We start from the raw sequence: 25,468 nt of genomic DNA on the forward strand, positions 1-25,468 counted from the left end.
TCCCTTTTTGCGCAAGTAACCGGGCGATGCCGGTCAAGATGCGGCCCGGCGACGAGGTGTCGCCGGGCCGCGACTTCTCACGAGACAGCCTACATGCCGAGCGAGGCTTTGTAGAGCTTGATCTGGTTCTCGCGTCCGATCTGGTCGGTCAGCTTCTCCCAGGCGGCGGCGATGGCATCTGCGCCTTCCTGCGCCTTCATCTTGCCGGCGAAGGTGTTGGCCAGGATGTCCTCGGCAGCGCTGTAATACTGGAAGATGCCGGGAATGCGCGGCTCGATCGCCGCGTTCGGATGGTTGTAGGAGTCGCCCTCCGACTTCAGATACGAGGTGATGAAGGCCTCGTCATAGCCGGCCGCCACCCATTCCGGAATGTTGAAATGGGAGTTGCGGTATGGCTGGAAGCCGGAAGGATAGGCCGCGCACCACAGCGACAGATCCTTACCGCCGAGATGGGCCGCCGCCGACCAGGCAGCCTTCTTCTTCTTCTCGTCGCTGTCGACGCGGGCCATGACATAGACGCCCCAGCCGAGATAGGCGCAGTTCGGCGAATAATTCGGGCCGCTGGCCAGCTTATCCCACTTGCCTGTCTTCGAATTGTAGACGTCGTCCGATCCCGGCAGGATCGAGAAGCCGGTGACGTCGCCGACGACCGAGGAGTCGTTGGTCTTGACGTTGGAGCCGATGTCGCCCCACCAGGGGATCATCGAGCCGGTGCCGGCCAGGAACTGCTGGAAGCCGGTGGTGTTCGGATCTGCGTTGATCTGATCCGGCGGCTCCGAGGGCAGGGCGTCGATCACGTCCTGGATGGCCCGCACCCAGGCCGGGTTGTTGATGCGCGGCTTCATCGTATCGGCATCGAACAGCCAGGCCTTGTCATCGGGATGCTTGGCATAGGCTGAGGCGCGGCTGCCGAGGAAGTAGAACCCAAAGCCGCCCCAGGGCTTGGGCGCATCGAGATAGCCATAGACGTCCTGGCCCTTGAACTGCTTGCCCTTGAGGAACTTGGTGACGGCCTGCACCTGCTGCCAAGTCTTCGGCACGCCCCATTCCGTCAGGCCTGCCTTGTCGCCGCCGTCGGCTTTCCAGGCTGCCGCCAGATCGGAGTCGGAGAACACGTCGGTGCGGTAGTTGAAGTTGTGCGTGTCGCCGTCGATGGTCACGCGGTATTGCTTGCCGTCCCAGGTGCCGACCGGCGGCTTCAGGTAGTTGACGAGATCGTCCATGTCGATCTGCTTCTTGACCCAGTCGGGCATCTCCGAGGTGAGGCCCTTGCCGCAGACGTCGCCTTCGAAGGGCGCACCCATCTCGATGATGTCGAAGTCGACGGTCTTGGTTGCGATCGACTGCTGCAGACGGGCGTTGTAATCGGCCTGGGCAAGGTCGATCCAACTGATCTTGGCGCCCGTATAGGCCTCCCACGGCTTCAGGAAGCCACGGAACAGCACGTTGTGCAGGTTCTGGTTGTTGAGGCCCATGAAAGTGAGTTCGACGCCGGCGAATTCACCTTCCTTAACGTTGGCCTTGGTCGCTTCCAGGCAAAGCTCGCCGACTTTCTGAAAGTCGGCGTCCGTCGGCTGGCCTTTGCCGACGCCGGGTATCTGCAGGATTTTCGCGCGCAGATCATCCGCGGCGGCAGCGGGCTTGGTCAGCGCGCCGAGGCCGGCGCTTGAAGCCGCCGCAAGCGCGGCCACGCTGGCAGCGCCCTTCAGCACATCGCGGCGGGTCGCCCCGGCCCGCACCAGTTTTTCGTAAAGATCGACTCTCATCTCAGGTTCCTCCCAGAACTTCAGTCGTGAATTGATTTTGCCAATCTCTCGGACGCCGAAGCGTCTGCGGTTCTCCTATACCATAGGGGGACGTGGGACCCCACCCTGCGTCGCCAGGAGATCCGATTTCCGGTACAAGGACCATGCGTCGGATTGGCACTCGCCACTATTCGCGTAATCGATTACCTTGTCAACAAGAATGGCTTTTTATCTATAAGATACCGACTTGCCCTTGCCGTTGGCAATGGCTAGCTTCACCGAAAAAAGATAGGGGAGACGATGGCCCAAGTCGCTATCACCAATGTGGCCAAGGCATTCGGAACCGTCAAGGTTCTGCACGAGGTCAGCGTCGATATCGCCGACGGCCAGTTCGTCGTACTGGTCGGTCCTTCGGGATGCGGCAAGTCCACGCTGCTGAGGATGGTGGCGGGGCTGGAAACCGTCTCCGGCGGAACGATCTCGATCGGCGACCGCATCGTCAACAACCTGCCGCCGGCGAAGCGCGACATCGCCATGGTGTTCCAGAACTATGCGCTCTATCCGCATAAGACGGTGGAGCAGAACATGGCCTTCGCGCTGAAGCTGCGCGGCACCGATCAGGCCGTGGTCGCCGAGCGGGTCAAGCGGGCGGCCGATATCCTCGACCTCAATCCCTATCTCAAGCGCTATCCGCGCCAGCTTTCCGGCGGCCAGCGCCAGCGGGTCGCCATGGGCCGCGCCATCGTGCGCAATCCGCAGGTGTTCCTGTTCGACGAGCCGCTCAGCAATCTCGACGCCAAGCTGCGCGTGCAGATGCGCACGGAGATCAAGGAACTGCACCAGCGGCTGAAGACCACGACCATCTATGTCACCCACGACCAGATCGAGGCCATGACCATGGCCGACAAGATCGTGGTGATGCGCGACGGCCGTATCGAGCAGGTGGGCGCGCCGCTGGAACTGTTCGACCGGCCGGCCAACCTGTTCGTCGCCGGCTTCATCGGCTCGCCGGCGATGAACCTGCTCAAGGGCACGGTAAAGAAGAGTGAAAAGCCCATCGTCGACATAGCCGGCTTGGCTTTTCCGATGCCCCCCAGAATCACGGCTGCGGACGGGCAGGCCGTCGTCTACGGCGTGCGCCCGGAGCATCTGGGGATTCATCCCGACGGTGTGGCGTCCACGATTTCGGTGGTCGAGCCGACAGGCTCGGAAACCCTGGTGTTCGTGCGCTTCGGCGAGGGCGAGATGGTGGCGCTGTTCCGCGAGCGCCACGACTTCAAGCCGGGCGATACGTTGAAACTCAGGCCGCGGCTCGACCACGTCCATCTCTTCGACGCGGAGACCGGCAAGCGCCTTTAGGGCTTTACGCAATTCCGGACGGAAAACCGCTCACACTTATCCGGGAATTGCTCCAGACCGCACACAGACTTCCAAGAGGAAACCATGCTCAAAGGGATCAATCCGCTGCTCAATGCCGATGTGCTCCAGGCGCTGCGGGCAATGGGGCACGGCGACGACCTGATCATCGCCGACACCAATTTCCCATCCGACTCCGTCGCCAAGCAGACAGTGCTCGGCAAGCTGCTGCGCATCGATGCGCCGGCGGCCGAGGTGGTGAAGGCCGTGCTGTCGCTCTATCCGCTGGACAGTTTCGTCAACGACGCGGCCGCGCGCATGGAGATCGTCGGCAAGCCGAACGAGATCCCGCCGGTACAGAAGGAGGTGCAGAAGGAGATCGACGCGGCCGAAGGCAAGTCCTGGCCGATGATCTCGATCGAGCGTTACGCCTTCTACGAGCGTGCCAAGAAGGCCTATTGCGTCATCCAGACCGGCGAGCGCCGCTTCTACGGCTGTTTCGCCTTCCGCAAGGGCGTCATTCCGCCGGACGCGGAGTAAGAAGATGGCCGCCGGCAAGCCAGTCGTCATGAAACCTGTTGTGATCTTGGGCGTCTTCGTCGCCGACACCGCCTATCGCGCCGACCGCCAGCCGCGCATGGGCGAGACGATCCTCGGCAACTCGTTCAAGCTCGGACCGGGCGGCAAGGGCTCGAACCAGGCGGTCGCCGCCGGCAAGCTCGGTGCCGACGTCACGTTCCTGACGAGGCTCGGCGTAGATGCCTTCGCCGACATGGCCAAGCAGACCTGGAAGGCGGCGGGCGTGAAAAGCGCCGTGATCGACACGCCGGACAGCTATACGGGCGCCGCCTACATTTTTGTGGAAGAGGGTACCGGTAACAACGCCATTATCGTCAGCCCGGGTGCTGCTATGCTGATCTCGCCTGCCGACATCGAGGCCCATGCCGATCTGATCCGCTCGGCCGGCGTCTTCGTCACCCAGCTCGAGCAGCCGATCGACGCGGCGCTGAAGGCGCTCGAGATCGCACGCGGGGCAGGGGTGACGACCATTCTCAATCCGGCGCCGGCAGCCACGCTGCCGGACAGCATCTACGCGCTCTGCGACTATGTCACGCCGAACGAATCCGAGGCCGAAGGGCTGACCGGCATCACCGTCGCTTCGGTCGATGATGCCCGCCGCGCCGCCGACAGTCTGCTGGCGAAAGGCGTCGGCGCCGTCATCGTAACGCTCGGCGAGAAGGGCGCGCTGCTCCACACCAAGGACCGTTCCGACCATGTCGGTGCCGTTAATGCCGGCCCGGTGGTCGAGACCACGGGCGCGGGCGACGCCTTTAATGGCGGCTTGGCGGCGGCGCTCGCCAAGGGCGTCCAGCCCTTGGAGGCGGTACGCTTCGCCTGCGCCGTCGCCGGCATTTCGGTGACCCGTCCGGGCACGGCTCCGTCGATGCCGACGCTGCAGGAGGTCGAGGCGCTGCTGGCGAGGGCTTGAAGTCGCCAACCTCACGTACGGCTCATCAGGTCGGGATCTCTCAATGGGCGCCCACCACGAGCCTTGTAATTCAGTGTCTTACGACGACATGGTTGCATATTAGCAACTGTTAATATTATTCGACGCCAACGCCTTGCTTCGACCGCGCAGCTGTCCCGTAATGGTCACTGTGTCTGGCATCGTCATTGCATTGCCAGCAATGCCGGAGTGGACCGCGCTCCGGTAGCCGGGGGCAAATTTGGGGGGCCCGCCGCTCCGCGAACGGGGCGGCGGGCTTTTTGAAAATCGAGTTGAGGGTCGCCTGGAAAACGCCAAAGCCTTGGGTGCCGTGCTGATGTATTTTCCTCAATTTTTGATGGGTATGTTCGCGACGTCGTCGATCGTTGCGATCTGGGCTGAGCTGGAGACCGGCTCCATATGGAAGGCGCTCGGCTGGGCCATCCTTGCGTTGATCATCCTTCAAATTGGATACTTCGGACTGGTGGTCCGGTTGATCTACAAACGGGGAACGGAAGGTACCAAGGCTGCCTTGGTATCGACAAATTCCACGCCGTCGGTCCATCGAGCGCGTCCGCGTTAGTGGACGTCCGCGCCATCCCGCCTTCGGTCTGGCTCGCATCAGCTGTCAATCCGCTCCTCGGAACGCAACGAGTGCGAGCGCGTTCACTGTCTTGATCGAACACAAGGCAGCCCGGTTCCCGGAACGGTGAGATGAAAAAGCCATATGAAAAGCCGACGCTTGTAAGGCGCGAGAAGCTCACCGCGCGCACCGCCCAGATCGTCGCCTCCGGCGTCATATTGGGCGAGTGAACCGGCAGCGTGGCTAAAGAATCTTGCTGGTCAGTTCGAGCGTCGTCGTCGCGCCTTGCTCGCTGCCGGGAACATGCACCACGCGCATAACGCGAAGGTCCCTGTTCGATCCCTCGATCAGCAAGGACAATTCTTGGAATGCGAGCTCGTCCACCTCGCTCGCATCGTCAATCGAAACGCGGCACAGCACAGCCATCTCAATCTCCCGTCTTTCGCCCTGTGCGGAACGAGACAGCTACGCAATAGCTCCGATAGAGCGGACATGCACGAGATTTGGCCCGATGGTCGCAGCGCCGCTGGCATGACATCGCTGCTTTCGGTTACCTGAACTCGCGATCCACGGCGCCGCCGCTAGAGAGCGGGGCCCGGCCGAATGGCGCTGCCGTCAGAAAAGCGCGACAGGCGGAAGCGGGTGAGGTCGTGCCCGATCTCGTTTCCCTGGATCATGTCGGAGACGACCCGACCGATTCCCGGCCCGATGCCGAAGCCGTGACCGCTCATGCCCGTTGCGACGACGAGGCCGACGATCGCCTGCACGCGATCCACTACGGGGACGACGTCCGGCATCGCGTCGATCATGCCTGCCCAGCTCGCCTTCAGGCGGACCGGCCCGAGCTGCGGGAACAGGCGCCTGAAATTGCGTTCGATCGAACGCAGGCCGGAACGTTCGGGAGCCGGATTGAGCACCCGCATTCTTTCGAAGGGACTTTGGGAATCCGGCGCCCATTGACGCGGCGTCGACCAGCCGTCCGGGTAACCCGCCGGCGCGGCCGGCGAATAGCGTGAGCCGAAAGGATTGGCGATCAGGGCGGGAAGGTATTTCGTCGCATGCCGGAATGCGTCGGGCCCCAGGTAGAGCAAATGGCTGCCTCCCGGAGCGAGCGTGTATCCGCCATCCTGTCGGCGTCTGAAGGCGATATGCTCTCCTGCCGCGGCGCCTGCATGGATTTCAGGCAGCGGCTCCGTTGCCGCGGCGGTCGACCTGACGCTGAGCTGGGGGATGGAAACGCCATGTCTTCTCAGGAACAGGGAAGACCACGCACCGCCCGCGAGCAGAACGCTGGACGTCTCGATGTGACCAGCCTCGGTCCAGACACCGCTGACCCTGCCCGCCGAGATTTCCAGGGTTCGCGCCGCGCAATTCTCCACGATCTTGACGCCTTTGCGGGCCGCAAGCCGAGCGAGAGCGGGCACGGCCATCCAGGGCTCCGCCCGCATGTCGGAAGGCGTCGTCATCGCGCCCTTGAAACTGCGTGACATGCCTTTGATGAGGCCGGCGGTTTCCTGCGCGTTCAGAAGGCGAGTGTCGATCTTGTGGACGGCGGCGATCTTCATGAATTCTTCGAAGCCGGCCATTTTGTCTTCCGAGCTTGCCAGGTAGGTCACGCCTGTCTGCTTCAAGCCGATGTCTTCGCCGCATTCTTCAGCCAGCTGCCGCCAGTGGCGGGATGCCTCGATCACGATCGGCAGCTCGTCCGCATCGCGTCCCTGCTTGCGGATCCATCCCCAATTGCGGGAGGACTGCTCGGCAGCAATCCGGCCCTTTTCCACCAGCGCCACCGAGATGTTGCGCCGCGCGAGAAAAAGCGCCGTCGTCACACCGATGACGCCGCCGCCGATGATCACCACGTCCGAACTTTTCGGCGGGGGACCGGGATATTGAATCGGGTTCGCTTCGGAGAACGGGAAAGCAGGCAAGTGGCGCATCCTGAAAAAAGACGACGAAAGCTATGGCCCACCGGCCACCATCCTTTCTTGAGGCAGTTCAAGCAAAGGTGAAGTACAGGCCGCCTGGCGGGCGCCCGGTATTCGCCCAAAACAGAGGGGGGTAGTCGGCGCATGCGCAGCCACGATTCAACCCTCGATCACATCGGATAACGTTTGCGTTCCACCTCCATTTCAACGCCGGGGTGGCCTCTATATCTCGCCGCGGGCCGAGAACCGCCGGCGGTGAGTGGCTGCATCGCGACACGACGCGACCAGACGGCCCATTTCGGAGAAGCGGTACAACCGCTTCCTCCACCTTAGGGAGAAGCCATCATGCGCTCTTTCACGCCAAAAATCGTCGCGGCCGCATCGATCTTCGCGGCCATACCGCTTTCGAACGCCTATGCGGTGCATCGTCACCACAAGGCGCAGGTCGACACCATGACCACGGCATCGGTGCCGGCGGATCCAAAGGCGAAAGCGGCGTTGGATCAGTTGCTGAACGTGAGGCAGGGTATCCGAGCGGCAAGGCAAGCCGGAAAGATCACGCAGGACCAGGCACGCGACCTGATGCAGGAGGCGGATACCATCCAGCGTACCGCGCTGACTTCCGGAAACCGTTCGGCGCTGGGGCAGATCAACGCGCTGGATCAACGGCTTCAGAATGCCACCGGGCAAGGCACCTATATGGGTGACGGCGCCGACGGCGGCTATTACCCGAACGGCTGACGAAGCTTCAGAAGGTGGCAGCCGGCGTGGGCAGCAACTCCTCTCAGGGGCCGCCGGTGAAAGGCGCCTGACGATCAAGCCTTTCTCGACCTCATGCCGGATGCACCACCGTTCTCTGGGATGAGCTTGACGCCTGCCATTTCAAGACGCAGACCAAACGCGTCGAGCTGGCCGCAAACTGCTCGACCGGGACCACAACGCATACAAAAAGTTGAAACTCTCCGAAAATGAAAGTTGAAACTTTTCGGAGGGTAGGGCCTAAGCCCTTGAAAAGAATGGCGCGAGTGACGGGGCTCGAACCCGCGACCTCCGGCGTGACAGGCCGGCACTCTAACCGACTGAGCTACACCCGCGCACTGACGAGCACGTGTCAGGCGTGTTCGTCGTTGGGGCGCTGGATAAGGGGTTCGTTTGCGGGTGTCAAGCGCAGCATGTGAGCATAACGGCAATCAGCGGAAGGTTTTTTGACAAGTGAGCCGGCGTTGGGGAAATCCGCCTGACAGCGGGTGCGCCGGCCGTTCATTGGGCCTTGCGAACGGAGCCCTAACTGCTTAAAGGTCCGGCCCGGAGCGGGCGATTAGCTCAGTTGGTAGAGCGCTTCGTTTACACCGAAGATGTCGGCGGTTCGAGCCCGTCATCGCCCACCAGCTTCCCGGCACCGATCAAAGAATTACGGCGGCGTCAGGCGGAAATCCTGGCCTTCGGGCAGGAGCTGGCCGCCATCGACGACGATCGTCGTGCCGGTGATGTAGCTGGCGTCGTCGGAAGCCAGGAACAGGAAGGCGTTGGCGACGTCGCGCGGCGTGCCGAGGCGCCCGAGCGGCACGGCGTCCTCCATGCTCTTGATGAAGGCGGCATCGCGGTGCAGCTTCATGCCTTCGGTCAGGATGTTGCCGGGCTCGACACCGTTGACCGTGATGCCATAGCCGGAAAATTCGAGCGCCGCGGCGCGGATGAAGCCGTTGATGCCGGCTTTGCTGGCCGAATAATGACCATGGCCGGGGCTGCTCACCTGCGGGCCGGTGATGGAAGAGGTGAAGAGCATGCGGCCGCTGCGCTGGGCCTTCATCGGCGTGAGTGCCGCACGGGCGGTGTTGAAGCTGCCGCGCAGGTTGACCGCCATGACGCGGTCCCAGTCTTCCGGACTGGTATTCTCGATGAGCTGCCAGGGGTAGATGCCGGCGTTCTGGACGATGATGTCGAGATGGCCGTGGCGCTGCAGCGCCAATGCCACCACCGCTTCCGCGTCGGCCATTTTCGAGATGTCGGTGTGGATGAATGCGGCGCCCACCTCGTCGGCGCTCGCCTTGCCGGCCTCGGCTTCGCTGTCGGCAAGGACCAGTCTCGCGCCTTCCTCGGCGAAGCGCTGGGCTATGCCCTTGCCGATGCCGCGCGCGGCGCCGACGATCGCCGCCACCTTGCCTTCGATGCGTCCAGTCATGCGAGCCGTCCTGTCATGCGAGCCTTTGGCGAATGGTCTGCTTGAAAGCGTCGAGCAGCACGGCCGCCAGCACAAGCAAGCCGTGGATGACCTGGGTGAAGTTGGCCGGCAGGCCCATGAGGTTGATGGCGGTGTTGATGGCCGACAAAAGCAGCACGCCGGCATAGACGCCGGGCAAGGTGCCGACGCCGCCCTTGAGGCTGACGCCGCCGATGACGACGGCGGCGAAGGCATTGAAGAGCAGGCCGACGCCGAGATTGGCTGTGGCGCCGGAGGTGCGGATGGCGAGCAGCCAGCCGGCAAGCCCGGCGATGGCGCCGGCAAGCACGAAGGCGATGATCAGGTTGCGGTTGACGCGGATGCCGGCGCGGAACGTCGCCGTCTCGTTGCCGCCAATCATCACCAGATGCCGGCCGAACGGCGTCTTGGCCAGGATCAGCGAGAAGACGACGAAGCAGCCGACGGCGATCCAGGCGGTGAGCGGCAGCCCGGCGAGGCGCTGGATGCCGAACCAGCGGATGGCCGGCGCCAGGTCCTGTGCCGATCGCCCGCCCGAGACCACCAGCACGAGGCCGCGCACCCAGATGTAGGAGGCCAGCGTGATAATGAAGGCGCTCATCTTCAGCCTGACGATGAGGAAGCCGTTGATGACGCCGATGATGGCGCCGACCGCAAGCGCGATGGCGAGCGACACCGGCACCATCAGCCACTCCGGATGCAGCTGCAGGCCAAGGCCGATGCCGGACGAGCAGAACATGATGCCGACCGCCATGGCGCTGAGGGCCGCGACCGATTCGACCGAAAGGTCCATGTGACCGGCGATGATGACCAGCGCCAAGCCGATCGACATGACGCCGAGCACGCTGGAAGCCTCGATGATGTTGGCGAAGATGCCGAGCTGGAAGAAGTTGGGAATGAAGATCGAGAACACCGCCAGCACGAAGACCAGCATGAACCAGACGAGATTGTCGAGCACGAGCTCGAGGATATGGCGGGTGCGTGGGGTCATCGTGTGATCCGGGTAGGGCCGATCCGGTTGACGTCAGGACTGGATGCGCGGCCGCTGCTTGCGGACGCGCCGAGAGGCTCCGGGCCGGCAGGCCCGGAGCTCGATGCGGCAAAGCCTATTCGACAGACTTCACCGTATCCGTCGGCGGCTTCTGGTTGCCCCAGAAGGCGGGGTTGTCGACGTTCGCCTTGGTGATCGCCGCGCCCGGGATCTTGATGTTCGGGCCCCAGGCTTCCTTGGTCACGACCGACTTCAAGCCGAGCACGTCATAGTCGCCGGGCTTGATCTCCTGCTTGTTGGCGACCTTGTCCATGAACATGGCGACCGCGGCGGCCTGCGCGTAGAGCGGCTGCTCGACCTCGACGTTGAGCCAGCCCTTGCGGATCAGGTCGAGGCCGACCGGCGCGCCGTTCGAGCTCATCAGCATCACGTCTCCCGGCTTCTTGCCGGCGGCCTCCAGCGAGGCGACGGCGGCGACCGAGAGGTGGGCGGCGTGGCTGAAGATCAGGTCGATGTCTGGATTGGCCAGCATCTGGTCGGCGACGATGGTGCCGGCGTTGCTCGCCTCCCACTGCATGGCCGGAAGCGAGATGATCTTGACGTCCGGAAACGCCTTCATCTTCTCCTCGAAACCCTTCTGGATGTCGAGCGTATACGGGTCGCCGGGATCGCCGAGCACCTGCAGGATCTTGCCCTTGACCGAGCCGTTCTTGGCCTTCAGCAGCGCTTCGGCCTGCTCGGCGGCGATGTGGCCGATCTCGACCGTGCCGGCGACGGAGGTGAAGTCGGACGGCGTCGCGGTGATCTGGCGGTCGAACTCGACCACCGGGATGCCGGCCGCGCGGGCGGCTTCAACGGATGGTTTCAGCGCGTTGAAATCGACCGCGGCGAGGATGATCGCCTTGGGCTTCAGCGCGATGACGTCGTTCATCTGCGATTGCTGGGCGTCGGTCTTGTTGTCGGCGTTCAGCGTCTTCATCTCGTAGCCGACCTGCTTCAGGAACAATTCCAGCGCGCTCACCGAGCCGGTCTGGAATTCGTCGAGCAATGTCGGGACAAGGTAGTAGACGGTACCCTTGGACTGGGCGAATGCCGGCGTGAGCGTGGCAAATGCCAGGGCCAGGATACCGAAGACAGAAAGTAGCAGTCGCTTCATGTCGTTGGCTCCTCTTTTCGCCGGACCCCTCATTTGTCCCTCAGCCCGCCGGTCCGGCACCGGCGAGCGTCTCCCCGGTGATCATGTTGATCACCGCATCGGGACTTGTCTTGTTGCGGGCAACGTCGCCGGCCACGACGCCCTGGCGGATCACCACGATCCGGTCGGCGACCTGGAAGGCCTGCTGCATGATGTGGGTGATGATGACGACGCCGATGCCCTGGCTCGCCACCTGGCGGATCATGTCGAGGCCGCGGCGCGTCTGCTCGACGCCGAGCGCGGCGAAGGGTTCGTCGAGCAGTACCAGCTTGCCGCCCCAATGGACGAAACGGTTGAGCTCGATCGCCTGCCGCTGGCCACCCGAGAGATGCTCCACCTTGGTGCGCAGCGAGGGAATGCGCGTGCCGGCATTGGCCAAGGCCTTTGCCACCACGGCTTCCATGGCGCGCTCGTCGAGCACCGGAACGCCCAGCACCTTGCGGGTGATCTCGCGGCCCATGAAGAAGTTGGCCACCACGTCGACATTGGTGCAGAGCGAGAGGTCCTGATAGACCGTCTCGATGCCGGCGGCCTTGGCCTCCGCGGGCGATTTGGCAAGGAACTCCTTGCCCTCGAACAGCATGCGGCCGGAGGTCGGCTCGAGTCCGCCGGCGATGATTTTGACCAGCGTCGACTTGCCGGCGCCATTGTCGCCCAGCAGCGCCACCACCTCGCCGCGTCCGATCGAAAAGCTGATGCCGCGCAGCGCCTGGATGGCGCCGTAGTTCTTGGTGACGTTGTCGAGGACCAGCAGGGGTTCGCTCATGCCGCGATGTCTCCGCCTTTCAAAAGGTCGCCCTCGCGCTGCCGCTTGGCGGTGAAGATCTGGCCGAAGCGCGGGGAAAGCACGCCGGAAACGGCAAGTGCGGCCGCACCCCGCAACACTGCATGCTGACCGCCCCGGGCGACCAGGATGCGCGGCGCCGTACGATCCCTGCGGGCCGAGACCGAATTGTGCAGCGGTTCGGCCGACGCCGCCAGCCGTTCGAGCAGGGCAGGGGAAGCCAGCCCGCCGAGGACGATCGTTTCGGGGTCGAAGAGGTTTTCGATGATGGTGATGGCGTTGCGGAAGACCGGCGCGACCTCGGCAACCCAGTCGGCATCATCACCGCTCCAGCGGCCTCGCGCTTCCAGCGAGATGTAGCGCTCGAGGCAGCCGCGGTTGCCGCAGGGACAGGGCTCGCCGCCCGGAACGACCGGAATGTGGCCGATCTCGCCGGCATTGCCCCAGGCGCCGCGCAATACGCTGCCATCATGCAGCATGGTGCCGCCAAGGCCGACGCCGAAGTAGAGATAGTAATATTCGGAATGTTTCGTGCCGAGGCCGTAGAAGCGTTCGCCCATCGCGGCTGCGGCCATGTCGTTCTCGAAAAAGGCCGGCAAGCCGGTGACGGCGGTCAGCCGCTCGCGCAGCGGAACCTCCTGCCAGCCGGCCATGGTGGTCGGGCCGACGAAGCTCATCGGTTCGACGCCGAACGGTCCCGGCAGCGCCATGCCGATGCCGATGACGCGGCCGCCCGAGCGGCGGCCGGTCAATTCGGCGACCATGGCGCCGATTGCATCGAATGCGTCGTCGGGAGTGGCGTTGGGCGCTTCGCGATGCGCGCTCTCGATCACGTCGCCGCTGAGATTGATCAGCGCCGCGTCGATACCGAGCGGGGTGAGGTGGATGCCGACGGCATAACCGCCTTCCGGATTGACGCGCAGCGTTGCCGGCGGCAGGCCGCGGCCCTTCGGCTCCTCGCGAACCGACAGGATGTAACCCTGCTCTTCCAGTTCACGCACGATGGTCGACACCGTCTGTACGGTGAGGCCGACATGCCGGGCGATCTCGCCGCGGGCGATCGGTCCGAAGCGGCGGATGGACTCAAGCACGATGCGCCGGTTGTACGGCCGTCCGAACTCCTGATTGGTCCCCCGCAACGCCATCGCCTGCGCTCCCAGTTGACGCTAGGTTCGCAGAGAAGATTTATTCAGTCAAATGGAATTCAAAAATAAATCGGCGATGAAATCACTGAAATCGGGGAACGACAGGATCGGTCAGGACCTGTCGACGTGGCGGCCTTGGCTGATTGCTCCCTGCCGAAGCCTCCTCGATGGTGATGGTGAGTGAACCTGCGACCGTTGATGCAACACGCATGGAGCAGAGATGATCGAATTGCCGTTTGCCCGCGACGAATATCAGCAGCGGCTTCGCAAGATCCGCACCGAAATGTCGAAGCGTGGTCTCGAACTCCTGATCGTCAACGACGTCGCCAACCAGCACTACATCACCGGCTATGACGGCTGGTCGTTCTACACGCCGCAGGTGGTGCTGGTTCCGATCGAGGATGCCGAACCGGTCTGGATCGGCCGCGCCATGGATGCGGCTGGCGGTCTTCTGACGGCATGGATGAAACCTGAGAATGTGGTCGGTTTCCCGGAAGACCATGTTCAACGGGCCGACCGCCACCCGATGGACTGGATCGCGGGCTGGATCGTCGCCAAAGGCTGGGGAAACAGGCATATCGGCATCGAACTCGAAGCCTATTATTTCTCCCCGAAAGGGCATGCCCGGCTCGTCGCCGGGCTTCCCAACGCAAAATGGCATGATGTCGATCTCCTGGTGAACTGGATCCGCGCGGTCAAATCCGCGCCCGAGATCGCCTATCTGCGCAAGGCCTCGACGCTCGCCGAAGCCGCCGTCGCGCGGGCCTTCGAAGTCATTGCGCCCGGCGTGCGCGAATGCGATGCCATTGCCTCCATCCAGGCGGCGCAGATCGCCGGCAGCCCGGACTTCGCGGGCGATATCACCGCCCTTCCGCCAACGATCCTCGGCGGCGAGAATGCTTCGGCCCCCCACATCATGTGGAGCGACAGGCGGTTCGGCGACAACGAGACGATTGCGCTCGAACTCGCCGGCGTCTGTCGCCGCTACGCGGTCGGACTGGCGCGAACGATGCAGTTGGGGAAGACACCGACGCGTGTCTCGGACACCGCCAAGGCGGTGATCGAGGGCATGGATGCGGTGCTCGACGCGGTCAGGCCGGGGACATCGGCCGAAGCGGTCGAGGCTGCGTGGCGCAAGGTCATCCAACGCCATGGGCTGAAAAAGGAATCGCGCATCGGCTATTCCATCGGCGTCGCCTATCCGCCGGATTGGGGCGAACACACGATCAGCCTCAGGCCGGGCGACAAGACCGTGCTTGCGCCCGGCAACGTCGTTCATTCCATCCTCGGCATGTGGATGGATGGCTGGGGCATCGAGATCAGCGAGACCATCCTGGTGACCGAAACCGGCTGTGAGACCCTGACCAAGTTTCCGCGAGAGATCCATGTCAAATCCTGAGGGCGAGGCGATGGCAGGCGCTTCACCACCCCGGATTTCGTGCCCGATGAGGCGGCGTTGAAGGTGGGCGCCGCGAGCCTGGTCGCGGCGGCGATCCGTTTTCTGTCCGTGCAATCGGACTGACCAGGGCAAACACCGGCTCGCGCAGGGTTTTGCGTGGACCGGTCGGCATCTGAAGGCCGAGCCAATCCGCGGCATCTTGTGACAGCCGTGCGGATAGTTCTGAAGGGTCTCCGGCACGCGCTGACAGGCCGTGCGCTAAAGGTAATGCGCGACCTTCTTGCCGACGGCGAGGAAGCGCAGCGGGTCGACCGCCTCGCCGTTATGGCGCACTTCGTAGTGCAGATGCGGACCGGTCGAGCGGCCGCTGCTACCGGTCTTGCCGATCACGTCGCCGGCCGCGAGCTTCTGGCCGACGGTGACGTCGATTTCGCTGAGATGGCCATAGCGGGTGGAGAAACCGTTGCCGTGGTCGACCTCCACCATGCGGCCGTAGCCGCCGTTCCAGCCGGCCTTGGTGACGACGCCGGCGGCGGTGACCTTGGCCGGCATGCCGATCGGCGCCCTGAAATCCATTCCCGTATGCAAGGCGGCCGTGCCGAGGATCGGGTCGGTGCGCACGCCGAACGGACTGGTCACCGGATGGCCAGGGGCGGGGTTAGTGAGCGGCAGCTTGCGCGCCTCTTTCTTGACCTGATCGAGCGCATCAAGAGCTTCGTCCAACTCCTTGACCTTGCTGTCGAAGATCATCGATGAATCGAGCGGCACCAGCGGTCCGCCGACGTCGTTCTTATCGAGCTCGGCGTCGACCGGCAGGCCTGCCGCTTGCAATGCCTGCGAGATCGCATCCGCGTTCCTGTAGGCATTATCAGCGAGCGTGGTGATACGGGTAAGCTGCTGGCTCTCGATGGTCTTGAGCGATGCGTTGATCGACACGAACAGCTTGTCGGCTCGATCCGCGGCGGTTTCGTTGTCGAGCGGCTCGGAGCGTGTCGACCACAGCGAGAAAGGCCTGGTGTCGCCGGCGCTCAGGCTAGCGACGGAATAGGTAGGGGCCTGCGAGAGGCTGCCGGTGATTTCGGCATCGGGCTTCGCCGGTGCATCGCTTACGGCGGGCACGTCGCCGACCTCGCTTTCGGCGCGTTCAAGAATCGGTCCCAACCGGCCATGGCGCTGGCTGAGCTGGGTTTGCCTGGCCAGCAGCTCGCTGACCTTGGTTTCCATGAGCTGCTGGTCGAGAAGCTGGCGGCTGGTGATGCGGTCGACTTGAGCGCGAAGGGCAGAGATGCGGTCCTCGTAGGCCTGCTGCATGCGCGCCTGCCTGGCGGTCGTGGCGCCGATCAGGTCGTCGCGCAGCACCAGATAGGAGGTTGCGAGCAGGTAGCCGATGGCGATCGCCGCAAGCGCCGATCCGATGAACGCGGCGAGCCAGGGGCGGACGGTGAAATGCCTGATCTCGTTGCCCCGGGCGATGATGACCGTGTGGGGCTCCTTGCGCCTGCCGAAGACCGTTGACTGACCGTTTGATTTCACGGGACCGAGCTCTCATTGCGACTCCAACGACAGCCCGGGATTACACATTATTAGGGTTAACAAAGCTTTGCCGGCCGCAATGCGCCCGTAACCAATTCCCGCATTGCGGGTGGTGAATTGCGGCAGGGAAGGCCAGCAAAAATCGGGGAAGCTGTGGTCTCCCGCTTCAGGACGCGCGCACTGCCGCCAGCACCTCTTCGGCATGGCCCTTCACCCGCACCTGCCGCCAGATGCGGGCGATTCGTCCCTCCTTGTCGATCAGAAAGGTCGCGCGCTCGACGCCCATGTATTTGCGGCCATACATCGTCTTCTCGACCCACAGATGATAGGCCTCGATCACCTTGCGCTCCTCGTCGGCGACGAGATCGACGGTGAGATCGTATTTTGCCTTGAATTTGTCGTGTTTTTTTACGCTATCGGGAGACAGTCCGATCACCACGGCGCCGGCCTTCTCGAATTCCGGTTTTAGCTGCGAGAAGCCGATCGCCTCATTGGTGCAACTTGTGGTGTCGTCCTGCGGATAGAAGTAGAGTACGACGGGCTTTCCCCGGAATGCGGCGAGGCTGAGAGACCCGCCGCCGTCGCGTGGAAGATCGAATTGCGGCGCAACGTCGCCCACGTCGAGATCAGCCATACCGATGCCCTTGTCTGAGGTTACGCGCGGATCGAGCATCGATATAACGTGAGGCGGGGATTCGTCCACGACGAGTTCGTTTACAACGGAATATTGCTTGGATCAGGAGCAACCGCAGCACGAGAAGATCAGGTTCAGGCGTGACGAGATCACAGACCTGGGAACGTTTCCGTCCGCGTGCAGCGTGCCGCCGCTCGGCCGCGCTTCGGTGCGTCGCCGCTTCCGTATCATGGGCCGGGTGTTCGCCGGACTCTGCGCGCTCGTGCTTATGGCGGCAGTCGGCGTCTATGTGCTCGGCACGTCGGGCATCGGCACGGAGCGGCTTCGCGCCGAAGCCGAGGCGGCAATCGAGAAGCTCGCCGGCGTCGATGTCGACGTCGCCGTCGGACCGGCGCGGCTGACGCTCGACGGGTCGAGCTTCGTCGCCCTGCAGGTCAGCGACGTCAGCCTGAAGACCGCCGACGGCAAGCCGATGGCCGATGTCGGGCGCGTCCGCTTCGGCATGCGCCTGCTGCCTCTATTGTCCGGCGAGGTCAAGCTGACCAGCGCCCGGTTTTCCGATGCCCGCATCATGGTCTCCGCCATGCCGTCCGGCGGCGGCGATTGGACGGCGGCGCTGCGCAACGAGGATGGTCTCGTCGATCCGGAGAAAGTCTCGGCGGCGGTGTTTGCCGGCGTCAACGAGGCGCTGGATGCGGTGCGCGCGGATTCGATGCGCCAGATCGACCTGCGCAATGTCGAGTTCGAGTTGCCGCCGGGCGGATCGGTCAAGCGCGTGACCGTTGCCGAGGCCACGGTTGGGCAGACCGGCACAGGCAGGATGGAATTGTCTTCCGATGCCGACGTCGACGGCAGGCATGTCAGCCTGGCGGCTTCCGCCGCACGTGATCCGAGCGCGAGGCGGATCGCATCTTTGGACGCCAGCGTCGAGGTGGCGGGCGCCAGCGGAACCCCGGTCGCGGGAAGCTCGAGCGGCGGAAACTCCGCCGCGCCCACTGACAAGCCCCAGGGCGGCAAACTTGGTTCGATCGCGCTGAAGCTTTCGGGCGCCGAAGCGTCCGGCGACACGCCATCGCGGCTGACGGCGTCGTTGTCGCTCGGCGGCTCGGTGCTCGATCTCGGTTCGCGCGGGCTGCTGCCGGCCGACGTCGATGCCAATGCCACGCTTGTGGCGGGGTCGAACAAGATCTCGATCGACAGGCTGCTGCTCAAGACCGGCCGCTCGACATTCGATTTCTCCGGCTCGATCGGGCCGAAGCCGGCTGTCGCGGGCGAGGAACCGTCCTACCGCTACGACCTTGTCAGCGATGGCTCGACGCTCGCGCCGTCGGAATCGCCGGAGCCTGCACTTCAGTTCCTCGCCCGCATCGCCGGCGTCTACCAGACCAAGAGCCGCAAGCTCGTCGCCGAGCAGATCGGCGTCCGCTCCGGAGGCTCAAGCGAGGTGCTGGGCACCGCTTCGCTTGCCTTCATCGACAACGGTCCGCCGGGTGTGTCGCTGTCGCTCAACGTCCACGACATGCCGGTCTCGCATGTGAAGCAACTGTGGCCCTGGTTCTCCGCCCGCAACGCGCGGCTTTGGGTGCTGGATAATTTGTTCGGCGGCCGCGTGGTTGACGCCAATTTGCAGTTCCAGGTCGTGCCGGGGCGGCTCGGCAACGGCGTTCCGCTTTCCGGCGACGAGGTGTTCGGCCGCTTCCAGGTAGAGGGCTCGCGCTTCGACACGGCGGGCCGCATCCCGCCGATCCGCGACGCGGTCGGCGTCGTCACCTTCCACGGCAACGACGTCGATATCAGCCTGTCTTCCGGCAGCGTCTATATGCCTAGCGGCCGCAGCGTGGCGGCAAGTGGCGGCACGCTGACGGTGAAGCAGGCGAATGTCTCGCCGGTCATCGGTGCGCTCGACATCGACGTCGCCGGCGAAGCGCCGGCAATCGCCGAGCTCGCCTCTTACGAGCCGATCAACGCCATGCGCCATGTTGGCCTCGCGCCGGAGGATTTGAGCGGTACCGTCACCGGGCATGTGCGGGCCGATATTCCGCTGACTTCCGGCGTCGATACCTCGAGGCTCGACTGGCTGGTCGCGCTGGACTACCAGGACCTTTCTTTAGCCAAGCCGTTCGAGGACCAGACCGTCACCGAGGCCGACGGCTCGATCACCGTCGGCCCCGACCGTGCGGTGATATCGGCCAAGGCGAAGCTGAACGGCATTCCGGCCGAACTCGATCTGGTCGAGCCGCTCGAGGACAAGGGGCCGCCGCGCAGCCGCAAGGTCGCGCTGGTGCTCGACGACAAGACCCGTGACGCAACGATGCCCGGCCTGTCGCCGCTGCTTTCAGGCACGATCAAAGTGGCGATCGACAAGAGCGGCGAGGGCAGCCAGAGCGTGGAGGCCGACCTGACCAGCGCCAAGCTCGACATTCCCTGGGTCGGTTGGAGCAAGGGGGCAGGCATTCCGGCCAAGGCCACCTTCACGATGGCAAAGTCTGGCAGCACCACCACGCTGTCGGATTTCGCGCTCCACGGAAAGAGCTTTTCGGTCGACGGCGATGTGACGCTGGTCAATGGGGCGCTGTCCTCGGCTCGCTTCAGCAAGGTCGCGCTCAACCGGGACGACGACGTCGCAGTCTCGGTGAAGCGATCGGGCAAGAGCTATGCCGTCGATGTCAGCGGCGAGTCCCTCGATGCCCGTTCGCTGATCAAGCAGTTCACCTCCGATGTCGACACGGCCACGAAAGGCGCCGGCGCCGACGCGATCTCGGTCAGCGCCGACGTGAAATCGCTGACCGGCTTCCACGACGAGGTGCTGTCGAACCTGAAACTGGACTACAGCGGCGCCGGCTCCCGGGTGAACGGTCTCGATGTCAGCGCGACGGCGAGTTCGGGTGCGGCGATCACCGTCAGGAACACCACCGGCGACGGGGGCCGGTCCCTCAGGATGAAATCGGCCGATGCCGGTGCGATCCTGCGGTTCCTCAACATCTATGAGCATATGGAGGGTGGGGCGATCACGCTGTCGCTCGCGGGCGCCGCCGACGGGCCGATGAAGGGCCAGGTCGATGCCAGCAATTTCTACGTCGTCAACGAACCGAAGCTCGCTTCGATCGTATCGACGAAGCCTGCCGGCGATACGCGGAGCCTCAACCAGGCGGTGAAGGCCGACATCGACACCTCAAGGGTGCAGTTCGAGCGCGGCTTTGCCGAGATCGACAAGGGCTCGGGTTATCTGAGGCTGGCAAACGGCCTGCTGCGCGGTCCGCGCATAGGCACCACTTTCCAGGGCACGCTCTACGACCAGGACAACAACATGGACATGACCGGCACCTTCATGCCGGTCTACGGGCTGAACCGCATCTTCGGCGAATTGCCGCTGTTCGGGCCGCTGCTCGGCAATGGCCGCGATCGCGGCCTGATCGGCGTTACCTACCGGCTGCGCGGCAACGCCAACAAGCCGACGCTGAACGTCAATCCGCTGTCCGTGGTGGCGCCCGGAATATTCCGCTCGATCTTCGAGTACAGGTAGAAACCGGCCCCCCGGTTTTCGAGGGGATCACGGTCAAGCAAAGCTTCGATCAATCAGATCGGCCGCACCAGGACATGCTTCTTCCTGCCGAGCGAGAGCTTTGCAACGCCCTCCGCGCCCAAATCCTGAAGCGTCACCATGCGCCGGTCGTCGGTCACCGGCTGGTCGTTGAGGCGCACGGCGCCCCCCTGGATGTGTCGCCGCGCCTCGCCATTGGAAGCAGCGAGCCCTGCGGTCACGAATAGCGACAGGATGCCGATACCGGCCTCGAGATCGGCCTTGGCCACCTCGACGCTCGGCAGCGTGTCGGCAAGCGCGCCTTCCTCGAAAGTCTTGCGCGCGGTCTCGCTTGCCGTCTCGGCCGCCTCGCGCCCATGCAGCATGGCGGTGATCTCGGTGGCGAGGATCTTCTTGGCCTCGTTGATCTCCGAGCCGCCGAGCTTTTCGAGGCGGGCGACCTCATTCAAGGGCAATGTCGTGTAGAGTTTCAGGAAACGGCCGACATCCGCGTCCTCGGTATTGCGCCAGTACTGCCAGAATTCGTAGGGCGACAGCATGTCGCCATCGAGCCAGACGGCGCCCGAGGCCGATTTGCCCATTTTGGCGCCCGACGAGGTTGTGAGCAGCGGCGTGGTCATCGCAAACAGCTGCACGCCTTCCATGCGGTGGCCGAGATCGATGCCGTTGACGATGTTGCCCCACTGGTCGGAGCCGCCCATCTGCAGCCTGCAACCGACGCGTTTGTAGAGCTCGACGAAGTCGTAGGCCTGCAGGATCATGTAGTTGAATTCGAGGAAGGACAGCGACTGCTCGCGGTCGAGCCTGAGCTTCACGGAATCGAAAGCGAGCATGCGGTTGACGGAGAAATGCCGGCCGACATCGCGCAGGAAATTGACGTAGTTGATCTCCATCAGCCAGTCGGCGTTGTTGACCATGACCGCGTCGCCGGCGCCGCTGCCGAATTTGAGGTAGGGCGCGAAATTGCGCCGGATGCCGACGAGATTGTCCTCGATGTCCTGCGGCGTCAGCAGTTTGCGCGCCTCGTCCTTGAAGGAGGGATCGCCGATCATCGACGTGCCGCCGCCCATCAGCGCGATCGGCCGGTGGCCGGTTTGCTGCAACCAGTGCAGCATCATGATCTGGATCAGCGATCCGGCGTGAAGGCTCTTCGCCGTCGCGTCGAAGCCGATATAGGCGCTCACCGTTTCCTTGGCGAAAAGATGGTCGAGGCCGGTTTCATCCGAAATCTGATGGATGAAGCCGCGCTCGCTCATGATGCGCAGGAAATCGGACTTGAAGGCGGACATCTTTTCTTCCCGGAGATCGCCCGGCAACTGGCCGAGCCTGACGTGAAGGGGCGCGTTTAGCATCCAAGCGCGATCAGCAAAAGTGGTTTCCGGTTTTGCCTTCGATCGCGCTTCTCCTGGCAAACCGGCGATCAGCAAAAGCGATTTCCGGTTTTGCCTTCGATCGTCCGCAATGCGGCGCATCCTTGCTTCGCCCCTTTTGCTGGCGTAATGAGGCGCCCGCGCGAGGGCAGCACGGCCCGACGCGCCGCGACGGGGCCATCCCGCAATCTCAGACCGGACAGCTCCCGCGATGAACAGGAACTATCTCATCCTCTTTCTGTTCAGCATCCTCATGACCGTCAGTGGGCTGGCAAGCCTGCCGCCGGTCGACCGCGACGAATCCCGCTTCGTCCAGTCGACCAAGCAGATGGTCGAGACCGGCGATTATATCGACATCCGCCTGCAGGATGTCTCCCGCTACAAAAAGCCGATCGGCATCTACTGGCTGCAATCGGCGGCGGTGGCGCTGAGCGGCGAGGGGGCGCAAGCGCCGATCTGGGTCTACCGCCTCGTCTCCATGCTCGGTATCGCGCTCGCCGTCGTCGGCATCGGCTGGACAGGAGCAAAACTCTTCGGCACCAATGCCGGCCTGGCTGCCGGCCTGATGATGGCGGCGATCTTCGCCACCGCCTTCGAGGGCCGCGACGCCAAGACCGACGCCATGCTGCTCGCCTGCTGCGTGGCCGCGCAAGGCGCGCTGGCGCAGGTCTATCTGGCCGCGCGCCGCAAAGTGCCGGTGGCCGGCCATCTGCCCTGGATATTCTGGATCGCACAGGGGCTGGGCATCCTGATCAAAGGACCGGTGACCCCGCTTCTGTCGCTGCTGACGGCAGCAGCGCTGTTCGCCTTCGAGCGCGACTGGCGCTGGCTTTTGAAGCTGAAGCTGGTGCGCGGCGTCGTCATCGTGCTTGTCATCGTGCTGCCTTGGCTCGTCCTCATCAGTTGGAAGAGCGGCGGCGCCTTCTTACAGGAAGCGGTCGGCAAGGACATGCTGAACAAGGTGGCGCAGGGCGAGGAATCGCATGGCCTGCCGCCGGGCTTCTATATGCTCACCTATTCGCTGTTCATGTGGCCTTTCGGCCTGATTGCTGTCGGCGCCGGGTTGCAAGCCATCAACCGCTTCTGGGAAGACCCGCGTCTGCGTTTCTGCCTTGCCTGGTACATCCCGTTCTGGCTGGTGTTCGAGGCGATCCCGACCAAGCTGCCGCATTACGTGATGCCCGCTTATCCCGGCATGGCACTGCTGATCGGCTGGCTGCTCACCTTGCCGGCAGATCAGGCCAACGCGCCGCTGAAGCGCTGGCAGAGCTGGCTGTGGTGGTCGACGGCCTTCGGTGTCGTCGTCGTGTCGATTGGGCTGGCCGCGGTGTGCATCGGGACGCCGATCTATTTCGCCAAAACCTTCTCCTGGTGGAGCATTCCGGCGGCGATCGCCGCGCTCGCCACCGGCTATCTTGCCTTCCCACGCCAATTGCAGGTGCCGCTCGGACGTATCGCGGCGATCGCCGTCGGCGCCGGCATCACCTTCAGCCTGCTGTTCGGCGTGATCGCGCCATCCTTGAAGCCGATCTGGCTGAGCCCCGCCATCAAGGCAGCGGTCGATGCAAATCGCCTTTGCGATACTACCGTGCTCGCCTCATCTCCCTATCACGAGCCGAGCCTGGTGTTCCTGGTCGGCACCAACACGGTGCTGTCCGACGTCGACGGCGTCGCGAAACACTTGGCTGCCGATCCGGGCTGCGCGCTGGGCCTTGCTCCGGTCAAGGACGAGCAGAAGCTCAACGAACTGCTTGCCGGGCAGGGAAAGTCGGCGAAGCGTCTTACCGAGATCGACGGGCTCAACTATTCGTCAGGAGACAAGTTGGCGCTCGGGCTTTATCGGGTGGCCCCGTGAGGGATAGTGTCGGGCCTCGAATGCCCCTATAGGCTTTGCGCAATCATGTCCGCCGCCGCCCTTTACCACCGCTCGCTAGGCAACTTCCTCGACACGATTGCAATCGTGAAGCGGCGCTTTGCCGTGCGGCCGGCGCGCTACCCCGAGATTCCCTGGCTCGTCTGGATCGCTGCATGGCTTCTGCTTGCCGTAGCCGCCGGCCTCAGCCTGGACAGCGCCGCCGGCAGGATGCGCGGAGAATGGACGCCCGCTTTTGTCCATTTTACCGATTTCTTCACGGATTTCGGCCTGGGCGGCTGGTATCTCATCCCGGCGGCTCTCTGCCTCGTCGCTGCCAACCTGACGGACTGGCGCAGCCTTTCACGGCAGGCGCGGATGATGGTCTACAACTGGACGTGCTTCGCCTTCCTGGTGCTCTGCGCGGTCGGCCTTTCAGGCCTTGCGGTCAATCTCTTGAAATACGGCATCGGACGGGCGCGGCCGCTCTATTTCGACAGTTTTGGCGTACTGTCGCTGCATCCCTTCGCCATGGATGCCCGCTTCGCCGGCTTTCCGTCCGGCCATGCCACGACGATGGGCGCGGTGTTCGGTATACTGCTGCTGCTTTTCCCCAGGCGCTGGTATATTGCGTTGGCGGTCACCGCCTGCATTGCCTCGACGCGCGTCTTCGTCGGCGCGCATTATCCGAGCGACACGGTGGCCGGCTTCGGGCTAGGGCTTGCCTTCGCTATCGTCTCGGGGATTGTCTTCGCGCGGCTCGGTTTCATCTTCCGGCGGCCGTCCTCGACCAGACCGGTGCCGAAGCGCACGTTCCGGCTGCTGTCTTCCAGCGGGGCGACGGATAGAGCACCGCCGGCAAGGCGGAGCCGCGGCCAACTGTCGGCTGACCGCCCATAGATAACGTCGGAGAGCGCAAGAAGGTCTATCTCAGCCGCTTCGGCCGCGGATCGGCGAGCTCGCCCGCCAGCCGCCGGTCGAGATAGTCGGCACATTCCTCGATCAGCAGTTCGGCGTGGTTGGCGAAGAAATGGTTGGCGCCGGGGATCGTCTTCTGTGTGATGGTGATGCCCTTTTGCGTATGCAGCTTGTCGACCAGCGTCTGCACGTCCTTGGGCGGCGCCACCTTGTCGGCATCGCCGTGGATGATGAGGCCGGACGACGGGCAGGGCGCCAGGAACGAGAAGTCGTAGGTGTTGGGCTGCGGGGCGACCGAGATGAAACCCTCGATCTCCGGCCGGCGCATCAGGAGCTGCATGCCGATCCAGGAGCCGAAGGAATAGCCGGCGACCCAGCAGCTCTTGGAATCCGGGTGCAGCGATTGCACCCAATCGAGCGCGGCGGCCGCGTCCGACAGCTCGCCTGTGCCGTGATCGAACTCACCCTGGCTACGGCCGATGCCGCGGAAATTGAAGCGAAGCGTGGTGAAATCTCGCTTCTGGAACATGTAGAAGAGGTCGTAGACGATCTTGTTGTTCATCGTGCCGCCGAATTGCGGGTGCGGATGCAGCACAATGGCGATCGGCGCGCTCTTTTCTTTCGAGGGCTGATAGCGTCCCTCCAGGCGACCAGCCGGACCGGCGAAAATGACCTCAGGCATAAAATACTCCACGTGGCATACGAAGGCGCCAGCCCGGACCTCTTCTGCGGCCCCAAGTTTTCTGTGGCTTGACGCCGGGCAAGCGTCTTCCTAGAAGCTAGTTTAGAATTGTTCAAAACTGGGTGGCCG

Annotated in this window: 22 protein-coding genes and 2 tRNA genes; 11 read left to right on the forward strand and 13 right to left on the reverse strand. The window is 63.8% G+C overall.

The features are described from left to right. Window positions 1-89: 89 nt before the first annotated feature. Entirely contained in the window at window positions 90-1,766 is a 1,677-nt protein-coding gene (locus tag P9236_RS07775) for a sugar ABC transporter substrate-binding protein (RefSeq protein WP_278074028.1), read from the reverse strand. A 279-nt stretch (window positions 1,767-2,045) separates the two neighbouring features. Here P9236_RS07775 and ugpC point away from each other — a divergent pair, with 279 nt between their 5' ends. From ugpC to P9236_RS07800, 5 genes are all read left to right on the forward strand, one after another. Beyond that, the gene (ugpC, locus tag P9236_RS07780) at window positions 2,046-3,104 is read left to right on the forward strand and encodes a sn-glycerol-3-phosphate ABC transporter ATP-binding protein UgpC (RefSeq protein WP_278074029.1); all 1,059 of its coding nucleotides are present in this window, start codon (window positions 2,046-2,048) and stop codon (window positions 3,102-3,104) included. Between the two features lie 84 nt (window positions 3,105-3,188). Next, entirely contained in the window at window positions 3,189-3,641 is a 453-nt protein-coding gene (locus P9236_RS07785; RefSeq protein ID WP_278074030.1) for an RbsD/FucU family protein, read from the forward strand. 4 nt (window positions 3,642-3,645) lie between these two features. Then, on the forward strand, window positions 3,646-4,590 hold the full coding sequence (gene rbsK, locus P9236_RS07790; RefSeq protein ID WP_278074031.1) for a ribokinase: 945 nt from the start codon (window positions 3,646-3,648) through the stop codon (window positions 4,588-4,590). Window positions 4,591-4,918: 328 nt separating this feature from the next. Then, complete coding sequence (locus tag P9236_RS07795) at window positions 4,919-5,170, forward strand: hypothetical protein (protein ID WP_278074337.1); 252 nt, start codon at window positions 4,919-4,921, stop codon at window positions 5,168-5,170. A 131-nt stretch (window positions 5,171-5,301) separates the two neighbouring features. Then, entirely contained in the window at window positions 5,302-5,400 is a 99-nt protein-coding gene (locus P9236_RS07800) for a putative RiPP precursor (protein WP_278074032.1), read from the forward strand. A gap of 13 nt (window positions 5,401-5,413) precedes the next feature. Here P9236_RS07800 and P9236_RS07805 read toward each other — a convergent pair whose 3' ends face one another. Continuing rightward, window positions 5,414-5,596 (reverse strand): hypothetical protein, encoded by a 183-nt coding sequence (locus P9236_RS07805; protein ID WP_278074033.1) that lies wholly within the window; start codon window positions 5,594-5,596, stop codon window positions 5,414-5,416. A 155-nt stretch (window positions 5,597-5,751) separates the two neighbouring features. After that, a complete protein-coding gene (locus P9236_RS07810) occupies window positions 5,752-7,098 on the reverse strand; it encodes an FAD-binding oxidoreductase (protein WP_278074034.1) in 1,347 nt (448 codons plus the stop codon). 342 nt (window positions 7,099-7,440) lie between these two features. Here P9236_RS07810 and P9236_RS07815 point away from each other — a divergent pair, with 342 nt between their 5' ends. Beyond that, window positions 7,441-7,836 (forward strand): hypothetical protein, encoded by a 396-nt coding sequence (locus tag P9236_RS07815; RefSeq protein ID WP_278074035.1) that lies wholly within the window; start codon window positions 7,441-7,443, stop codon window positions 7,834-7,836. A 276-nt stretch (window positions 7,837-8,112) separates the two neighbouring features. On the opposite strand, the gene P9236_RS07820 is transcribed toward P9236_RS07815, so the two are convergent. After that, window positions 8,113-8,189: transfer RNA gene (locus P9236_RS07820), tRNA-Asp, on the reverse strand. 218 nt (window positions 8,190-8,407) lie between these two features. Here P9236_RS07820 and P9236_RS07825 point away from each other — a divergent pair. Then, window positions 8,408-8,483 (forward strand) — tRNA-Val (locus tag P9236_RS07825). A 23-nt stretch (window positions 8,484-8,506) separates the two neighbouring features. Here the strand turns inward: P9236_RS07825 and P9236_RS07830 are convergent. The 5 genes from P9236_RS07830 to P9236_RS07850 form a co-directional block, all read right to left on the reverse strand. Further along, entirely contained in the window at window positions 8,507-9,277 is a 771-nt protein-coding gene (locus tag P9236_RS07830) for an SDR family oxidoreductase (protein WP_278074036.1), read from the reverse strand. 13 nt (window positions 9,278-9,290) lie between these two features. Next, entirely contained in the window at window positions 9,291-10,286 is a 996-nt protein-coding gene (locus tag P9236_RS07835; protein ID WP_278074037.1) for an ABC transporter permease, read from the reverse strand. A gap of 115 nt (window positions 10,287-10,401) precedes the next feature. Beyond that, window positions 10,402-11,442, reverse strand: a complete 1,041-nt coding sequence (locus P9236_RS07840) for a sugar ABC transporter substrate-binding protein (RefSeq protein WP_278074038.1) — start codon at window positions 11,440-11,442, stop codon at window positions 10,402-10,404. Window positions 11,443-11,482: 40 nt separating this feature from the next. After that, the gene (locus P9236_RS07845) at window positions 11,483-12,247 is read right to left on the reverse strand and encodes an ATP-binding cassette domain-containing protein (RefSeq protein WP_278074039.1); all 765 of its coding nucleotides are present in this window, start codon (window positions 12,245-12,247) and stop codon (window positions 11,483-11,485) included. Next, window positions 12,244-13,410 (reverse strand): ROK family transcriptional regulator, encoded by a 1,167-nt coding sequence (locus P9236_RS07850; protein WP_278074040.1) that lies wholly within the window; start codon window positions 13,408-13,410, stop codon window positions 12,244-12,246. Before P9236_RS07850 ends, P9236_RS07845 begins: the two co-directional genes overlap by 4 nt. Before the next feature lie 220 nt (window positions 13,411-13,630). Here P9236_RS07850 and P9236_RS07855 point away from each other — a divergent pair, with 220 nt between their 5' ends. Then, on the forward strand, window positions 13,631-14,809 hold the full coding sequence (locus tag P9236_RS07855) for a M24 family metallopeptidase (RefSeq protein WP_278074041.1): 1,179 nt from the start codon (window positions 13,631-13,633) through the stop codon (window positions 14,807-14,809). Window positions 14,810-15,067: 258 nt separating this feature from the next. Here P9236_RS07855 and P9236_RS07860 read toward each other — a convergent pair whose 3' ends face one another. Further along, window positions 15,068-16,342, reverse strand: coding sequence for a M23 family metallopeptidase (locus tag P9236_RS07860; RefSeq protein WP_278074042.1), 1,275 nt, complete (start codon window positions 16,340-16,342; stop codon window positions 15,068-15,070). Between the two features lie 166 nt (window positions 16,343-16,508). Further along, a complete protein-coding gene (locus P9236_RS07865; protein ID WP_278074043.1) occupies window positions 16,509-16,976 on the reverse strand; it encodes a peroxiredoxin in 468 nt (155 codons plus the stop codon). 97 nt (window positions 16,977-17,073) lie between these two features. Here P9236_RS07865 and P9236_RS07870 point away from each other — a divergent pair, with 97 nt between their 5' ends. Then, the gene (locus P9236_RS07870; protein WP_278074044.1) at window positions 17,074-20,499 is read left to right on the forward strand and encodes a DUF3971 domain-containing protein; all 3,426 of its coding nucleotides are present in this window, start codon (window positions 17,074-17,076) and stop codon (window positions 20,497-20,499) included. Window positions 20,500-20,552: 53 nt separating this feature from the next. On the opposite strand, the gene tyrS is transcribed toward P9236_RS07870, so the two are convergent. After that, entirely contained in the window at window positions 20,553-21,806 is a 1,254-nt protein-coding gene (tyrS, locus tag P9236_RS07875) for a tyrosine--tRNA ligase (protein WP_278074045.1), read from the reverse strand. Between the two features lie 292 nt (window positions 21,807-22,098). On the opposite strand from tyrS, the gene P9236_RS07880 reads away from it, so the two are divergent. Together P9236_RS07880 and P9236_RS07885 are read left to right on the forward strand one after the other, a co-directional pair. Next, window positions 22,099-23,742, forward strand: coding sequence for a glycosyltransferase family 39 protein (locus P9236_RS07880; protein WP_278074046.1), 1,644 nt, complete (start codon window positions 22,099-22,101; stop codon window positions 23,740-23,742). A 45-nt stretch (window positions 23,743-23,787) separates the two neighbouring features. Continuing rightward, entirely contained in the window at window positions 23,788-24,639 is an 852-nt protein-coding gene (locus tag P9236_RS07885; RefSeq protein WP_278074047.1) for a phosphatase PAP2 family protein, read from the forward strand. Window positions 24,640-24,664: 25 nt separating this feature from the next. Here P9236_RS07885 and P9236_RS07890 read toward each other — a convergent pair whose 3' ends face one another. Beyond that, window positions 24,665-25,339, reverse strand: a complete 675-nt coding sequence (locus tag P9236_RS07890; protein ID WP_040969528.1) for an alpha/beta hydrolase — start codon at window positions 25,337-25,339, stop codon at window positions 24,665-24,667. Window positions 25,340-25,468 lie beyond the last annotated feature (129 nt).

It is taken from the genome of Mesorhizobium sp. WSM4884, from assembly GCF_029625675.1.
Lineage (GTDB): Bacteria > Pseudomonadota > Alphaproteobacteria > Rhizobiales > Rhizobiaceae > Mesorhizobium.

What these genes read in the sequence shown, in the direction of transcription:
- P9236_RS07850 (WP_278074040.1), bottom strand. Translation starts at nt 13,410, where the DNA reads ATGGCGTTGCGGGGGACCAATCAGGAGTTCGGACGGCCGTACAACCGG.
- P9236_RS07855 (WP_278074041.1), top strand. Translation starts at nt 13,631, where the DNA reads ATGATCGAATTGCCGTTTGCCCGCGACGAATATCAGCAGCGGCTTCGC.
- P9236_RS07880 (WP_278074046.1), top strand. Translation starts at nt 22,099, where the DNA reads ATGAACAGGAACTATCTCATCCTCTTTCTGTTCAGCATCCTCATGACC.
- P9236_RS07785 (WP_278074030.1), top strand. Translation starts at nt 3,189, where the DNA reads ATGCTCAAAGGGATCAATCCGCTGCTCAATGCCGATGTGCTCCAGGCG.
- P9236_RS07845 (WP_278074039.1), bottom strand. Translation starts at nt 12,247, where the DNA reads ATGAGCGAACCCCTGCTGGTCCTCGACAACGTCACCAAGAACTACGGC.
- P9236_RS07835 (WP_278074037.1), bottom strand. Translation starts at nt 10,286, where the DNA reads ATGACCCCACGCACCCGCCATATCCTCGAGCTCGTGCTCGACAATCTC.
- P9236_RS07805 (WP_278074033.1), bottom strand. Translation starts at nt 5,596, where the DNA reads ATGGCTGTGCTGTGCCGCGTTTCGATTGACGATGCGAGCGAGGTGGAC.
- ugpC (WP_278074029.1), top strand. Translation starts at nt 2,046, where the DNA reads ATGGCCCAAGTCGCTATCACCAATGTGGCCAAGGCATTCGGAACCGTC.
- P9236_RS07830 (WP_278074036.1), bottom strand. Translation starts at nt 9,277, where the DNA reads ATGACTGGACGCATCGAAGGCAAGGTGGCGGCGATCGTCGGCGCCGCG.
- P9236_RS07815 (WP_278074035.1), top strand. Translation starts at nt 7,441, where the DNA reads ATGCGCTCTTTCACGCCAAAAATCGTCGCGGCCGCATCGATCTTCGCG.
- rbsK (WP_278074031.1), top strand. Translation starts at nt 3,646, where the DNA reads ATGGCCGCCGGCAAGCCAGTCGTCATGAAACCTGTTGTGATCTTGGGC.
- P9236_RS07885 (WP_278074047.1), top strand. Translation starts at nt 23,788, where the DNA reads ATGTCCGCCGCCGCCCTTTACCACCGCTCGCTAGGCAACTTCCTCGAC.
- P9236_RS07865 (WP_278074043.1), bottom strand. Translation starts at nt 16,976, where the DNA reads ATGGCTGATCTCGACGTGGGCGACGTTGCGCCGCAATTCGATCTTCCA.
- tyrS (WP_278074045.1), bottom strand. Translation starts at nt 21,806, where the DNA reads ATGTCCGCCTTCAAGTCCGATTTCCTGCGCATCATGAGCGAGCGCGGC.
- P9236_RS07840 (WP_278074038.1), bottom strand. Translation starts at nt 11,442, where the DNA reads ATGAAGCGACTGCTACTTTCTGTCTTCGGTATCCTGGCCCTGGCATTT.
- P9236_RS07890 (WP_040969528.1), bottom strand. Translation starts at nt 25,339, where the DNA reads ATGCCTGAGGTCATTTTCGCCGGTCCGGCTGGTCGCCTGGAGGGACGC.
- P9236_RS07775 (WP_278074028.1), bottom strand. Translation starts at nt 1,766, where the DNA reads ATGAGAGTCGATCTTTACGAAAAACTGGTGCGGGCCGGGGCGACCCGC.
- P9236_RS07800 (WP_278074032.1), top strand. Translation starts at nt 5,302, where the DNA reads ATGAAAAAGCCATATGAAAAGCCGACGCTTGTAAGGCGCGAGAAGCTC.